At 66.4% G+C, this 13,265-nt stretch carries 11 protein-coding genes and 1 tRNA gene; 3 read left to right on the top strand and 9 right to left on the bottom strand.

The window, feature by feature from the left end; translation table 11 throughout:
• Positions 1-25: 25 nt before the first annotated feature.
• Complete coding sequence (locus ACFHNC_RS20535) at positions 26-346, bottom strand: EF-hand domain-containing protein (protein WP_437171111.1); 321 nt, start codon at positions 344-346, stop codon at positions 26-28.
• A gap of 116 nt (positions 347-462) precedes the next feature.
• Positions 463-999 carry a DUF2243 domain-containing protein gene (locus ACFHNC_RS20530; RefSeq protein WP_437171110.1) on the bottom strand — a complete coding sequence of 179 codons (537 nt, stop codon included), beginning with the start codon at positions 997-999 and terminating at the stop codon, positions 463-465.
• A gap of 202 nt (positions 1,000-1,201) precedes the next feature.
• On the opposite strand from ACFHNC_RS20530, the gene ACFHNC_RS20525 reads away from it, so the two are divergent.
• Positions 1,202-2,659, top strand: a complete 1,458-nt coding sequence (locus ACFHNC_RS20525) for a bifunctional metallophosphatase/5'-nucleotidase (RefSeq protein WP_437171109.1) — start codon at positions 1,202-1,204, stop codon at positions 2,657-2,659.
• A gap of 9 nt (positions 2,660-2,668) precedes the next feature.
• Here ACFHNC_RS20525 and ACFHNC_RS20520 read toward each other — a convergent pair whose 3' ends face one another.
• From ACFHNC_RS20520 to ACFHNC_RS20500, 5 genes are all read right to left on the bottom strand, one after another.
• Entirely contained in the window at positions 2,669-3,004 is a 336-nt protein-coding gene (locus ACFHNC_RS20520; protein WP_437171108.1) for a DUF202 domain-containing protein, read from the bottom strand.
• A 49-nt stretch (positions 3,005-3,053) separates the two neighbouring features.
• Positions 3,054-3,638, bottom strand: coding sequence for a DUF6691 family protein (locus ACFHNC_RS20515; RefSeq protein ID WP_437171107.1), 585 nt, complete (start codon positions 3,636-3,638; stop codon positions 3,054-3,056).
• A 4-nt stretch (positions 3,639-3,642) separates the two neighbouring features.
• Positions 3,643-4,293 carry a YeeE/YedE thiosulfate transporter family protein gene (locus tag ACFHNC_RS20510; RefSeq protein ID WP_437171106.1) on the bottom strand — a complete coding sequence of 217 codons (651 nt, stop codon included), beginning with the start codon at positions 4,291-4,293 and terminating at the stop codon, positions 3,643-3,645.
• Positions 4,251-5,651, bottom strand: a complete 1,401-nt coding sequence (locus ACFHNC_RS20505; protein WP_437171105.1) for an MBL fold metallo-hydrolase — start codon at positions 5,649-5,651, stop codon at positions 4,251-4,253. Before ACFHNC_RS20505 ends, ACFHNC_RS20510 begins: the two co-directional genes overlap by 43 nt.
• A 475-nt stretch (positions 5,652-6,126) precedes the next feature.
• On the bottom strand, positions 6,127-6,591 hold the full coding sequence (locus tag ACFHNC_RS20500; RefSeq protein ID WP_437171104.1) for a cupin domain-containing protein: 465 nt from the start codon (positions 6,589-6,591) through the stop codon (positions 6,127-6,129).
• Between the two features lie 428 nt (positions 6,592-7,019).
• Here ACFHNC_RS20500 and ACFHNC_RS20495 point away from each other — a divergent pair, with 428 nt between their 5' ends.
• Positions 7,020-9,464 carry a heavy metal translocating P-type ATPase gene (locus ACFHNC_RS20495; protein WP_437171103.1) on the top strand — a complete coding sequence of 815 codons (2,445 nt, stop codon included), beginning with the start codon at positions 7,020-7,022 and terminating at the stop codon, positions 9,462-9,464.
• Positions 9,465-9,659: 195 nt separating this feature from the next.
• Positions 9,660-12,098, top strand: a complete 2,439-nt coding sequence (locus ACFHNC_RS20490) for a PAS domain S-box protein (RefSeq protein WP_437171102.1) — start codon at positions 9,660-9,662, stop codon at positions 12,096-12,098.
• A gap of 357 nt (positions 12,099-12,455) precedes the next feature.
• On the opposite strand, the gene ACFHNC_RS20485 is transcribed toward ACFHNC_RS20490, so the two are convergent.
• Both ACFHNC_RS20485 and ACFHNC_RS20480 read right to left on the bottom strand, forming a co-directional pair.
• The gene (locus tag ACFHNC_RS20485; protein ID WP_437171101.1) at positions 12,456-12,770 is read right to left on the bottom strand and encodes a hypothetical protein; all 315 of its coding nucleotides are present in this window, start codon (positions 12,768-12,770) and stop codon (positions 12,456-12,458) included.
• A gap of 243 nt (positions 12,771-13,013) precedes the next feature.
• Positions 13,014-13,088, bottom strand: a tRNA-Gly gene (locus ACFHNC_RS20480).
• Positions 13,089-13,265: the final 177 nt, after the last annotated feature.

The raw sequence follows: 13,265 nt of genomic DNA, 5'->3' as shown, positions 1-13,265 counted from the left end.
TCGTTCCAACCTCAGGCGGCGGCCCTCAGCGGGGTGCGCTGCGCATGGCGTCCTGAACGCGCGTGAACTCCTCAAGCGAGATGCGCCCGTCCCCGTCCGTGTCGGAGCCTGCGAACATCTCCTGATGCTTGGCCAGGTATTCCGCCGAGGTGACCCGTCCGTCGCGGTCCGCATCGAAGGCCGCGAAGGGCAGCGCGCGGTCCTCGAACTCATCCGGCGTGAGGACTCCGTCGCCGTTGCGGTCGAGCCGCCCGTGCTCCGCCTCACGCTGCGGGCGGGCCTCGTCCCAGGTGACGAAGCCACTGCGGTCCCGGTCAAGGCGTTGGAAGCGCTCCGCCAGCGACATGCCGTTGTCCGCCTGACCAAGGGCGGCGGCCGGCAGAAGGAGGGCCAGGGAGAACGCTGCTGCGTGCGCGAGGGAACATGGCATTTGGGGCATCCTTGATGTTGGGTGGTGGGCGGTCACAGCGCGTCGGAAATTGGGGCAAGAGCGCCTGCCGCCGTCTCGCGCAGCCCCCGCCGCAGGAGCATCCAGCCGACGGCGAGCATGAGTGCTCCCCACGCCAGGAAGCCGAGGTCCCACCAGAACCACTGCTCGCGTGGGACCGTTTCGTTGACGTGGTGGATGCCGAGGATGTGGTGATTCACGATGCCCTCGATCAGGTTGAACAGCCCGAAGCCGACCAGCAGGGAGCCAGCGAGCAGCCTGCCGGACCAACGCAGCAACCCCCTTCGCGCGCTGCGCCAGAGTACCAGGAGGCCCAGCGCGACGAAGACATAGGTGATGGCGTGGAAGAGGCCGTCGGCGAGCGTGTTGATCTCGAGGTTGTGCAAGCTGTCGGCCGGGTAGCCCGCGCTGGTCAGCATGTGGTGCCACTGCAGGACCTGGTGCAGCACGATGCCGTCGAAGAAGCCGCCCAAGCCCAGGCCGAAGAACACCCCAGCCCAGACCAGGCCACGGGAAGGCGTGGCCATCGTGGGGGTGGTACGGGCGGTCATGAAATGGCTCGCAGTGCCGCGCCGTTGCGCTGCTTTGCCGCGGCGATCTTCACAATGGCACCGTTGCGGGCCGGGCGTCGTCGCGGGGCATCCGAACCTCGGAAACATCAATGTGCGTGATGAACCCGGTGTCTCCTCGAAGGTTGCTGAGGGACGTGCGTCCATCGAGATTGTCAGTGCGCAGGTAGTGGAAAGGGGCCCCATGTCGCAGCGTCGCTTGACGATCCTCCAGATCAACGACACGCACGGCTATCTCGAGCCCCATCCCGAGATCGTCTGGGAGCCGGATGGCCGGCCGCGCTACACGACGCTCGGCGGCTACGCCCGGATCGCCACGCTGTTCCGCCGTGCCCGGGACGAACGACCGGGCGGCGTGGTCGCGCTTGATAACGGCGATACGCTGCACGGCACCTTCGCGGCGATGCATTCCAGGGGCGAGGCGCTGGTCGAACCGCTGAACGCCCTCGCCCTGGATGCCATGACGGCGCACTGGGAGTTTGCCTGGGGCCCGGAGCACCTGCGCCGCACTCTGCTGCCACGCCTGCGTCACCCGCTGCTCGCGATCAACTGCTATGAGAAGGCGGGCGGAAACCTTGCCTTCCCGCCCAGCGTCATGCTCGACCGCGACGGCGTCCAGGTCGGGGTGGTGGGCATCGCCGCGACGATCGTGGACAAGACCATGCCGCCGCATTTCGCCGAGGGGCTTCGCTTCACCCTCGGGGAGGCGGAACTGCCGGGCCACATCCGCAGGCTGCGCGAGGAAGGCGCGGACGTCATCGTGGTTCTTTCCCATCTCGGCCTGCCGCAGGACGTGAAGCTGGCCAGTCGCGTACCCGGAATCGATGTCCTGCTGAGCGGTCACACCCACAACCGGCTGCGCCAACCAATCCAAGCCGGCGGCGCGATCATCATGCAGTCGGGCTGCCATGGCTCGTTCATCGGGCGGCTCGATCTCACGCTGGGCGAGCAGGGCGGGATCGCCGCGGCCGACCACCGTCTGATCCCGGTCGACGAAACGATCGAGCCGGACCCTGCCATGCAGGCCATCGTGGAGGGCATCATGGCGCCGCACCGCGCCATGCTCGACCGGGTGGTGGGCCAGACATCCATCGGGCTGGACCGCACCACCATGCTCGAGGCGACGATGGACACCCTGCTGCTGCGGGCCATTGCCGCCGCTGCGGGAACGGGCCTCGCCTTCTCGAACGGCTGGCGCTACGGCGCGCCCGTTCCGCCGGGTCCGGTCACGGTGAGCGATCTCTGGAACATTATCCCGACCAACCCCCCGGTCTCGACCGTGGAGCTGACCGGCGCGGAAATCCTGGCGATGCTGGAGGACAACCTGGAGAACACCTTCGCCGCCGATCCCTACGCGCAGATGGGTGGGTATGCGAAGCGCTGCTTCGGGCTGCAACTCGCATTCAAGATCGAGAACCCCCTGGGCCACCGGATCGACCGTGCCTTCGCCGAGGGCGCACCGCTCGATGCCGGGCGGCGCTACCGCGCGGCCTATGTGACGGCACAGGGCGTTCCGGCGCGGTACGGGCGCGACCGGCACGATCTTCCGATCCGCGCCATCGATGCGCTGGAACGATATCTGCGGGACTCCAGGCCCGAGGCTGCGGCGTTCGACACCCCGGCTGCGATCAGCGCCGTGTGACCCGCCTGTTCACCCCATCCAGAGCGCCCCTGCCGCGAGTCCCGCAACCACGGTCAGGAGGATCGACAGCCCCAGTGTCACGATGCGGGGCAGCAGGGTGATGTGGGGCTGCGCCAGGCGTCGCCGCACCCAATGATCGCGCCACCCGGCCGCGGCGAAGCACGCCAGCGCGCACAGGATGAGCGTGGAGGCGAGCAGGTGGAGCGGCCAGGATCCCATGACATCGGCAAGGAAGCCCTGCGTCGCCAGGCCCCCGCCCAGGAAGGCGAGGCCGGTTCTCAGCCAGGCGGCAAAGGTGCGCTCCGCTGCCAGCACCGTGCGGTCCTCGGCGAGGGTCCGCCGCAAGGAACCGGGAGGCCCATCATCCTCGCCTGGCAGCCTGGTTGCCTGGCGCTCAACGCTCGACGAGGACATGGAGAACGGCGAGAAATATGGCCAGCATTCCTGCTACCGCCGGGACCAGCAGCTTGCGGGGTACGTGCAGGGCTGCATCGAACGTCAGCTTCCCGAGATCGCCCCACGTCTCGACCGTTTGCTTCAGGCGGCCGGAGGATTCCGCATAGACCCAGGATCCGACCACCAGCCCTGCCATGCCGAAGAGTGCGTCCCAGCTTCCCTGGCCGAGCGCGGCCGCAGCGGTCCCTGGGCAGTAGCCGATCAGGGCGAAGCCTGCGCCGAACACGAGGCCACCCAGTATGTTGGACCCCAGGCGTGTCGGCTTGATGTGCAGCTTGGCCATGCCGAAATGGTGCAGGGCGAACACGCCGACCATGCCGACGATGATCGCGCTCACCATGATCTTCACGACCGTCCAATCCTGGAACAGAAGCTGTCCGATCAGGATGTGATAGGTGCCGACGCCGCCCTTCTGCAGCAGGAAGCCGAAGGCAAATCCGAAGACGACGCCCTGGATGATGGTGCGTCCCTTCAGCGTTGCGGCCGCATCAACGGGCTTGCCGGTTTTGACAGCCTCCACCATCGTTTCAAGTCCTGAAAAGAAGGGCTGCGACGAAGGCGCCGCCGATGAAGAAGCAGATCACCGCGATCCAGGAGGCGACATTCAGCTGCAAGGTGCCGCTGATGCCGTGCCCACTGGTGCAGCCGCCTGCCAAGCGCGCGCCGAACGCCATCAGCACACCGCCCGCGAAGGCGAAGGCCCCACGCAGGCCAATGCTGTCGCCGAAGCGGGCATCCCACATCTCGGGTATCCATCGGTTGGTCTGCTCGCCCACCGGCCATGCCGCCGCTGCGGCGCCCAGAATGGCGGCAACCACGAACAGGAAACCCCAGTTCACCTTCGGCTCATTCTCCTTGAAATATTCCAGACTCTCCGTTCGCCGCGGAGCGACCAGCTTGCCGATGAGGCCGGCGACGCTGGCGTAGAAGGATGACGCGCCAATGGGCTTGTCGGAGAAGTAGAAGGTGGCCCAGGCCAGCCCGCCGATGCCGGCTCCCACCAGGTAGGGCGACCAGGCCGGGCCCGCATAGCTCCTCGCGTCCAGCGCGGGGTCCGCGGCGGCGGCGGCCACCGGAACCGCCAGAAACAGAAGGGCAAGCCAGGCGCGATGACGCAGAACCGTGGCCGATCGTTTCACTTCTCCGCCCCCTCGATCGGAAACCCCGCCTTCGTCCACGCCTGCCAACTGCCGGGGATGTTGTGAACCTTGGTGAAACCCTCCTGCTGAAGAATGCTTGTGCCGATGCTGGCGCGGTAACCGCTGTCGCAATAGACTGCGGTCGGACGTGAACGATCGAGCTCCGCGGCCTTTTCCCGTAGCTCGGGCAGGAACATGTGGTGCGCGCCGGGAACGTGCCCGCCTTTCCATTCATCGGGTGCGCGGACGTCGATCACCTGCAGGGCGTCGCCGGCTTCCTGCACCTCGTGCACCGTGATCTGCCCGACCTTGTCGAGCCGGAATCCCGCGTTGTCCCAGGCACTCATGCCGCCAACCAGATAGCCGGCGAACTTGGTGTAGCCGGTCCGCAGGAAGAGTTTGACGACGTCCTCGAGCTTGGTGTCGCTGTCGAGCACCAGCAGGATTGGCTTTTCCGGGTCCAGCAGCCAGCCGGCCCAGATAGACAACATCGGCGAGCCGCCGATGTTCAGGGCGCCTTCGATGTGGCCACCACCAAAGCCCAGCATGGACCGCGTATCCACCACCACAGCCGCACCGTCCTGCATCGCCTGCTGGAAGGCCTTGGGCGGCAGGCCGGGAACACGCGGCAGGTTCCCCAGGATCTCCGGCCCACGGGCATTCACCTGCTTCATGAGCGGGTAGTACCGGGGCACCGGCGGCGCGGTGCTGAGCGCATACTCAGTGAAGGACGGTACATCCTCAAACTGGAGAAAGGCGTTGTGCTGCCGCTCGTAGCCGATGCTACTCTCCAGGCGGTCCCCGATGTCGGCGCCGCAGGGTGAGCCGGCCCCGTGCGCGGGGTAGATCAGGACGCCGTCGGGCAGGGCCATGTAGAAATCCCGCAGCGTATGGAATTGCTGCTCCGCCAGCTTCTGACTTTCGTCCTCGCCGAGCAGGTCCGGCCGCCCCGCCGAACTCACGAACAGGGAATCGCCGGTTAGGACACCCCATGGCGTGTCCGGCCGGGTCCGTTCCGCAAGGAGGAATGCGACATGCTCCGGCGTGTGGCCCGGCGTGTGCCTGACCGTGATGAGGGTCTTGCCGATCTCGAAGCGGTCGCCGTCCTGAACCTTTTCGTGCTCAAAGCCGTACTGCGCGCCACCTTCCTGGCTCAGGAAGATCTTTGCCGAACCCATCCGGGCGCACAGCTCACGCGCCCCGCTGACCAGATCGGCATGGATATGCGTCTCGAAGATGTGAGTGATCGTAAGGTTCTTTTGCCGGGCGATCTCGACGTACTTGTCGACATCCCAGGTCGGGTCCACGACGGCGGCGACGCCGTTGCTGTCGTCTCCGATCATGTACGACAGGACGGCGATACCTCCCGTTTGAATGCGCTCGAATACCAGGGCCACGGCTCAGATCCTTATCCCGCAAGGCGTGTGTCGGCTGCGCTGAGCCGCCAATTGCAGAAGGCCGATCGCGACACCGCGCGGTGCCACGAAGAGCCAAGGTTACAAGCCCGTCGGCGCGGGTGGCGTCATTCCATGTCCAGTCATCGAACTTGCCGCACAACTTTCGCCGGAAAGCTGGCAACAAGCTGGTTTCCCAATGAGGCCCTCTGCCACGCCTAATATCATATGCGTCAACGCATAATCAGCGTGCGAGGTTGCTTATGGCGATCTGCTGGTCTGTTGCCGCTGCAGCAGCTGGTAGCGTGTCCATCGCCTGAACAGCGGGCTTCGCGCTTGATCTGAAGATCAATCCACGGCCAGCCCAGTCCCAATCGTGGCGCTTCACGACCGCGACACACTGCGTCGCAGCTTTACGAGCGATCTTTGAACTGGAGCAGAAGCGCACTGCAACTGCCGGGCCGAAGCTGGAGTGCCGTCACCCATGTTTGTCGAGCACGACGTTGCTCTGCACTGACCAAGCGGCCGGCTCGTCGTCCTGGTCCGCTTCGGCCGCCCCCGCTGTGGCCTGCACCTTGCCGGGCTTGTGATGTGCGGGTGCGTAGATCGCGTAGACCTGCATCGGTGTCGGCCCGATGTTGGTGATGTTGTGCCAGGTTCCGGCCGGCACGAGAACGCACCAGCCGTCCGACACGTCCTTCTCGAAGGGCATGTCGTCTTTTGCCGGGCCCATCTGGACGCGGCCCTGGCCAGCATCGATTCGCAGGAACTGGTCCGTTTCCGGATGCGCCTCAAGGCCGATATCGCCGTCGACAGGGATCGACATCAGCGTGACCTGCAGATAGCGCCCGCTCCAGGCAACGGAACGATAGGCGCCATTCTCCTTGGTTGCGCGTTCGATGTCGAAAGACAGCGGCTCTGGACCAATATCCTTGATCGTCATTTCGGCGTCCTCATGGATGGTTTGCTCGTCTCACTTTTGCCCGGGTTGCGGGTCCCGAGAGCCAATCATGCGCGCGAACCGCAGCCGAAAGCCTTGCTTCAGATCAAAGCCAGAAGCTGGGAAAAGGACGAAAAAACGTGGACCTTCTTCGACCAGCGGTTGGGAAGTTTCGTCCGCCACATCCAGGAATTGCCCTCGGTCCATTGTTGCCCGTGTGATTGCCGCTGATCTTCCTGGGGAGTGCACTTTGGAGTTGATCAGTCGCGAGGTTGGCAGCCCCCACGATCGGCTATTTTGCGGCAACAGTCGGGAGCTTGGCCCATGCACCGCTACAAGACGTACGCAACCGGGCCAGGCGACCACGGCACGCGTGCGGATTGCGGCGGCGCGGACCTGCCGGCCGGGCGGCGCATGCAGGCTGTTCGGAAATGACCACCAGGCATCCGCAACAGATCAAGCTCGAACTTGCCATCCTCCTTCCCGACGCCCCAGGCGAAACGGATCCCTGCGTATGGCGCCTCATCAATGATCTGAACGGCCGTGATGGCATTGGGCTAGCCCACCTTCTCCCCGCCTCGGGCGAACACCCAGCCCAGCTATGCGTCGACTATGATCCCGCCGTGGCCAGCCTGGCCCAAGTGCGAGCAATCGCCCGCAGTGCCGGCGCCGAACTGACACAGCGGTTCGGCCATGTCCTGTGGGAGGTGGAAGGGCTGCAGCATGAACGCCGCGCCCGCACCGTCACCGACCTTCTGTCTGAACTTCCGGGCGTCATGGAGGCCGATGCCTCCGCTGCCGGGCCGGTACGGGTCGAGTTTGATCGCACCGCCACGTCCGAGGCCGCCCTGCGAAGCGCGCTAACCGGCATGGGAGTCCGGATTAAGGACGGCGCGCCAAACCACGAAGTCGAACCAGCCCACGAGCATGGTAGCCCTTTCGGTTCGAACACCGAACTCATCTTTGCCTTGCTTGGCGGGGCGCTGTTGATCGCGGGCTATGCGGCCTCCTGGATTGCCGCGTTGCCCGCCTGGCTCCCTGTCGCGCTCTATGTTGGTGCCTATGGCTTCGGTGGCTATTTCGCGCTGCGCCAGGCCATCGACACCCTGCGTCTCGGCCGCTTCGAGATCGACACGCTGATGCTGGTTGCCGCGGCGGGGGCGGCTGCGCTGGACAAATGGGCTGAGGGCGCGCTGCTGCTGTTCCTCTTCAGTATGGGGCACGCGCTTGAACACTACGCCATGGGGCGCGCCCGGCGGGCGATCAAAGCCCTGGCCCACCTGGCGCCACCTACCGCGGAACGCCGAAGTGACGGTGCGGTGCAGGAAGTACCCGTAGCGGAGCTTGTCATCGGCGACACAATCATCGTCCGCCCGAACACTCGCATTCCCGCCGATGGCTTCGTGGCCCTCGGCGAAAGCAGCGTCGACCAAGCGCCCATCACCGGGGAAAGCGTGCCGGTGGACAAGCGCGCGGTTGACGACGCGGGACGGGCCGCAGGCCGCCCCGAAGGCTTGCTGGCGGAAAACCGCGTATTCGCCGGCACCATCAACGGCGCCGGCGCGCTGGAAGTACAGGTCACCCGACTGGCGGCGGACAGCTCGCTGGCGCGCCTCGTGCGCATGGTGAACGAGGCCGAGGCGCAGAAATCCCCCACCCAGCGGTTCACCGACAGGTTCGAGCGCATTTTCGTACCAATCGTCCTGGTTTCGGTCGTCGTGTTGCTCTTCGCCTGGGTCGTGATCGACGAAAGCTTCGGCGCGAGCTTCTACCGCGCCATGGCGGTGCTGGTTGCCGCCAGCCCCTGCGCGCTGGCGATCTCGACGCCCAGTGCGGTGCTGTCCGGCATCGCGCGCGCCGCGCGTGGTGGCGTCCTGGTGAAAGGCGGCGGACCGCTGGAGAACCTCGGCAAGCTTGGCGCCATCGCCTTCGATAAGACGGGTACGCTGACCGAGGGCAAGCCGAAGGTGACAGATGTGCTCCCCGCCCCGGGCGTTGACGAGCCTTCCCTGCTCACGGTCGCGGTCGCCGTCGAGGCGCTCAGCGACCACCCCCTCGCCGCGGCCGTCGTCCGCGATGGACGGGCGAGGCTGGGCGCGGAGGTACCGGTGCCGGCGGCCGAGGACCTGCGCAGCATCACCGGCCGCGGCCTCTCGGCCAGGATCGGCGCCGATCCCGTCCATGTCGGCAAGGCCGTGCTTTTCGCGGAGATCGACGGGCCACCGCTGACGGCAGAGATCCAGGCCATGATCGCCGACCTGGAGCAGCGTGGCCGCACCACGATGGTCGTCCGGCGGGGGGAGCAGTATCTCGGCGCCATCGGCCTGATGGACACGCCGCGGGATGCCGCCGCCGGGGTAATCCTGCGCCTGCGCAAGCTTGGCATTTCGCGGATGGTGATGATGTCTGGCGATAATGCCCGGGTCGCCGAGGCGGTGGCGCAGCAGGTCGGGCTGGACGAGGCCTGGGGCGACCTGATGCCGGAGGACAAGGTCGCGGCCATCCAGCGCTTTCGGGCCGAGCAGGATGTGGCGATGGTCGGCGACGGCGTGAACGACGCGCCCGCCATGGCCCATGCGACAGTCGGCATCGCCATGGGGGCGGCCGGGTCAGACGTGGCGCTGGAAACGGCCGACGTCGCGCTGATGGGTGATGACCTGACGCGCCTGCCCTTCGTAATCGGCCTGAGCCGGGCCACCAATCGCATCATCCGGCAGAACCTGTGGATCAGTCTGGGCATGGTGGCCGTGCTGGTACCGGCGACGCTGGCCGGCCTGCAGCTCGGCGCGGCGGTGGTGTTCCACGAGGGATCCACCCTGCTGGTCGTGGCGAACGCCCTGCGGCTGCTGGCCTATCGCGATCCGACGGAAACATAAGGGTGCTGAATCGCCATGCATCATCTGTCGCTGTTTGATCCTGTTTTGGTGAACCGGGCATTCAGTCAGGCCGCTGCTTGCAGGAATATGTTGCGAGAACTGTAACCGCGGCCGCACCATTGCATATCGGTTGAACATACTGGGGCAGGACGACGACGAAGCGAGCCTGGCCAGCCTAAGCGGGAGTGTGCCGCCATGACGGTTGTGGCCAGAGATGGCGCCGAGGATTTGGGATCGGCGCCCCCGGTTTCAGTCACCGACGGGGAGAGTGCGGGCGTCCGCCAGAACATTGCTGATGCCGGAAACCGCTCGGTTGACGACACGATTGTTGAAGGCGCGCCGCGCGCGAACGAAGATCGTTGCCTCAGCACCTTCGAGCAGATGCATGAGGGTTTTGCGCTCTGCGAACTCATCTCTGGTCCTGACGGCCGGGCGGCGGACTTCCGCTTCCTCGAGGTCAATCCGGCATTCGAACGCCTGAGCGGCATCTCGTCCGCCGCGGCGCTGGGCCGAACCGTCCGCGAGGTAATCCCCGATATCGAAGAGATGTGGATCGAAACCTATGGCCGTGTCGCCGAGAGTGGCGAGCCGGCGCATGTTGAGGGCCCTATTGCCGCCCTCGGGCGGTGGTACGAGGCGCATGCCTACCGTACCGGGCCGCGGCGCTTCGCGACGCTGTTCATCGACATCACGGCGCGCCACGTGGCGGAGGAGGCACGACGCCATGCCGACGCGGAGGCGCACGCCGAGCGGCGCCGGCTTCAGGCGGTGCTCGCCAGCCTGCCGGTCGGGGTGGCGGTGACAGATGCGAATGGCCGGTTGCTAGAGACCAATGCGGAGTTGGCACGGATCTGGGGCGGCGTGGTCGCAACCGACAAGATCCCCGACTATGCCGCCTGGCGCGCCCGATGGCCCGCGACCGGCAAGCCGCTCCTCCCCGACGACTGGCCCGTGGTACGAGCGCTTCGCAAGGGTGAGACGACCATCGGCGAGCCCGTTGACATTGAGCGCTTTGACGGGGGCGGCATTTGTCCGACGTTGAACTCCGCCGCCCCAATCCGCGATGCGGCGGGCGTAGTGATGGGCGCGGTCGCGGTCCTGCTCGACGTCTCGGCCGAGCGCGAGGCGGAATCCCGTTACCGCGCCGTGGTGGACACTGCGGCTGTCGCGATCATTGTGAGCGACGAGAACGGAACCATCCTGTCGGCCAACGGCGCTGCAGAGCGCATCTTTATGCGGCACGTCGGCGAGATGGTGGGGCACAACGTGCGCATCCTCCTGCCGGAACCGGACCGCGCCGGCCATGACGATTTCATGGCGCGCTACCTCGGAACAGGTGAGCGGCATATCATTGGCGTAGGGCGCGAGGTGGAGGGGCTCCGCGGAGATGGCACACGCATCACGCTCGATCTCTCCATCGCAGAATGGCGGGGCATCGGCCAGCGCCGCCACTTTACGGCGATCCTCCGCGACGTGTCTGATCGCAAGGCACGCGAACGCGAGCTGCGCCGCATGGCCATGCAACAGGCGGCGATCCTCGATGCGCTGCCGGCCCATGTGGCGTTGCTGGATCCGGAGGGCCGCATCCTGGCGGTAAACGAAGCCTGGCGGCGCTTTGGGGAGCGGAACGGCCTGGAGTGCACAGAGGCCTGCGTTGGTCGGAACTACATCGCGGCCTGCGACGCGGCCGCGGCAGCGGGCGAACCGGAAGGCGCCGTGGTGGCGGCGGCGTTGCGCGAGCTGCTCGCCGGGCGGCAGGGACGCTTCGAGCGCGACTACGGCTACACCTGCGACCCGTCCAGCGGCGAGGAGCGCTGGTTTCGCCTGGTCGCAGTGCCGGCTGCTCTCAGCGGTGACGGGGCGGGCGGCGCCGTGCTGATGCACCTCGATATCACCGAGGCGCGGCGCAACGAGGAGGCGCTGCGTCATGCGGAGAGGATGGAGGCCATCGGCGAGCTGACCAGCGGCCTCAGCCATGATTTCGCGAATGTCCTTCAGGCAATGATGTCGGGCCTGCGCATGCTGGAGCGGGGTGCATCGGACCGCTTGCAGCAGCGCATCGCGGCCGAGACGGCGGAGGCGGGCTCGCGTGCGAGAGGCCTGGTGCACCAGCTTCTCGCCCTCGCCCGCGGCGAATCGCCCGAGCCCGAACGGATCGTGCCAGCGGAGGTTGTGCTCGGTATGGAGGAGCTGCTGCGCGGCTCCGTCGGTCATGCCATCGAGCTGCTGCTGGAGGTGCCCCACGTCCGCTGGTCGACCATGGTCGAGGCAGGCGGACTGGAGACGGCCCTGCTGAACCTCTCAATCAACGCGCGCGACGCCATGCCTACCGGTGGGCGCCTGGTGATCAACATGTGCAATGTCTCGCTTGACGAAGGCGATGCTCTGCGCCCGGGCCTGCCGCCCGGGGACTACGTCTCGATCACCGTACGCGATACCGGCACCGGCATGCCGCCTGAAGTGCGAGCCCGAGTCTTCGATGCCTTCTTCACGACAAAGCCGCGCGGCGCGGGCACTGGGCTCGGCCTTGCGATGGTCAGCCGCCTGATGCGCCGCTCGGGTGGGCATGTGCGGCTCGACAGCACGCCGGGTAAGGGGACCGAATTCGAGCTTTTGTTCCCGCGCGCTGTTTAGAACAGGCGCGGAAGCGGTTCCCGCCAGATGCACGAGGCCGTGCTCGGTCGCCGCGCGCTCCAAGCGGGAGATTTGCCTGACTGAATGGAGGAGCCCGGCAGCATCGGCCGGTGCCATGCGCCGCATCTGGCCTGCTGCATCGGTCTTGGTACGATGGTGCTCTGCTGCAACGCTCGCCCCACGCTGCTGCGGGGCGCCGGCCGTCGCACCGCCGCCTCGGCTTCTATTGCAACTACGAGCTTAATTTCTTCGCCGGCGCAACAGACAACCCGGAGCAGTAGGCAGGTGAGGCGCACCCTTTACCGGGTGATGACCCTCCGCAGACATTTGTTATTAATAAGTTGAGCAGAGCATTGGCTACGGCACCCGCCGCTTCACCACACTCACCGACAGCGTCGCTGCCGCCAGGTCGAACGTCGCCGCGGAGATGTTCCGCGCCATCACCCGCACCGTGTTGTTCGACCACACCGCAGCGTCGAGCTCGACGAAGCGCGTCGACGAAACCAGCGACGCCGACGCCAAGTCGCCGGCGCGCGCCCCGTTCACCGTGACGTCGATGAGCGCCGTCGCCCCCGGCGCGAGGCTCGGCAGATCCCAGGACACCTCTGCGGCAAGCTCCCGTCGCCCTGAGCCGAACAGCGCCCCGGTCAACAGCGGCGTGCCGTTCAGCACCGCGGGCGCAGCCTCTGGCGGCCGTAGAGCCGCAGCGATTGCAGATTGATCGGCCCGTCCAATCCCGATCACACCCACCTGCGCATAGGCCACCGCCGCGCCAGCCGGCTTGTTCGCTGAAGTTCGCCCAAAACCGCCTACAGCCACTGAAAAACGGCACCCTATCCGGCCCCCAGGAGCAAACGTTCCGGGTAGGCGGCCCCACAGGGCAGGCTGTAAATGCTTGATTTGGCTGGGAAAAACTGGAGCGGGCGAAGGGATTCGAACCCTCGACCCCAACCTTGGCAAGGTTGTGCTCTACCCCTGAGCTACGCCCGCGTCCCAACCGCGGCTGGTTCTTACCATGCCGAGCCGGGATTGCAAGCCGCCTACAGGTGACTTCTTTCGGGCCCGTGACACGGTCGGGCAGAAAGCCAACTGGGGTTGATCTGTTCAGTGGACACCCGAGGCTAGCGACGGAGGTGTCTGAGATGCCGGGATTCAGGGTGCCCTAGG

It is taken from the genome of Falsiroseomonas sp. E2-1-a4 (genome assembly GCF_051433165.1).
Classification (GTDB): Bacteria; Pseudomonadota; Alphaproteobacteria; order Acetobacterales; family Acetobacteraceae; genus Falsiroseomonas.
This window is presented reverse-complemented; position numbering and strand designations above follow the sequence as displayed.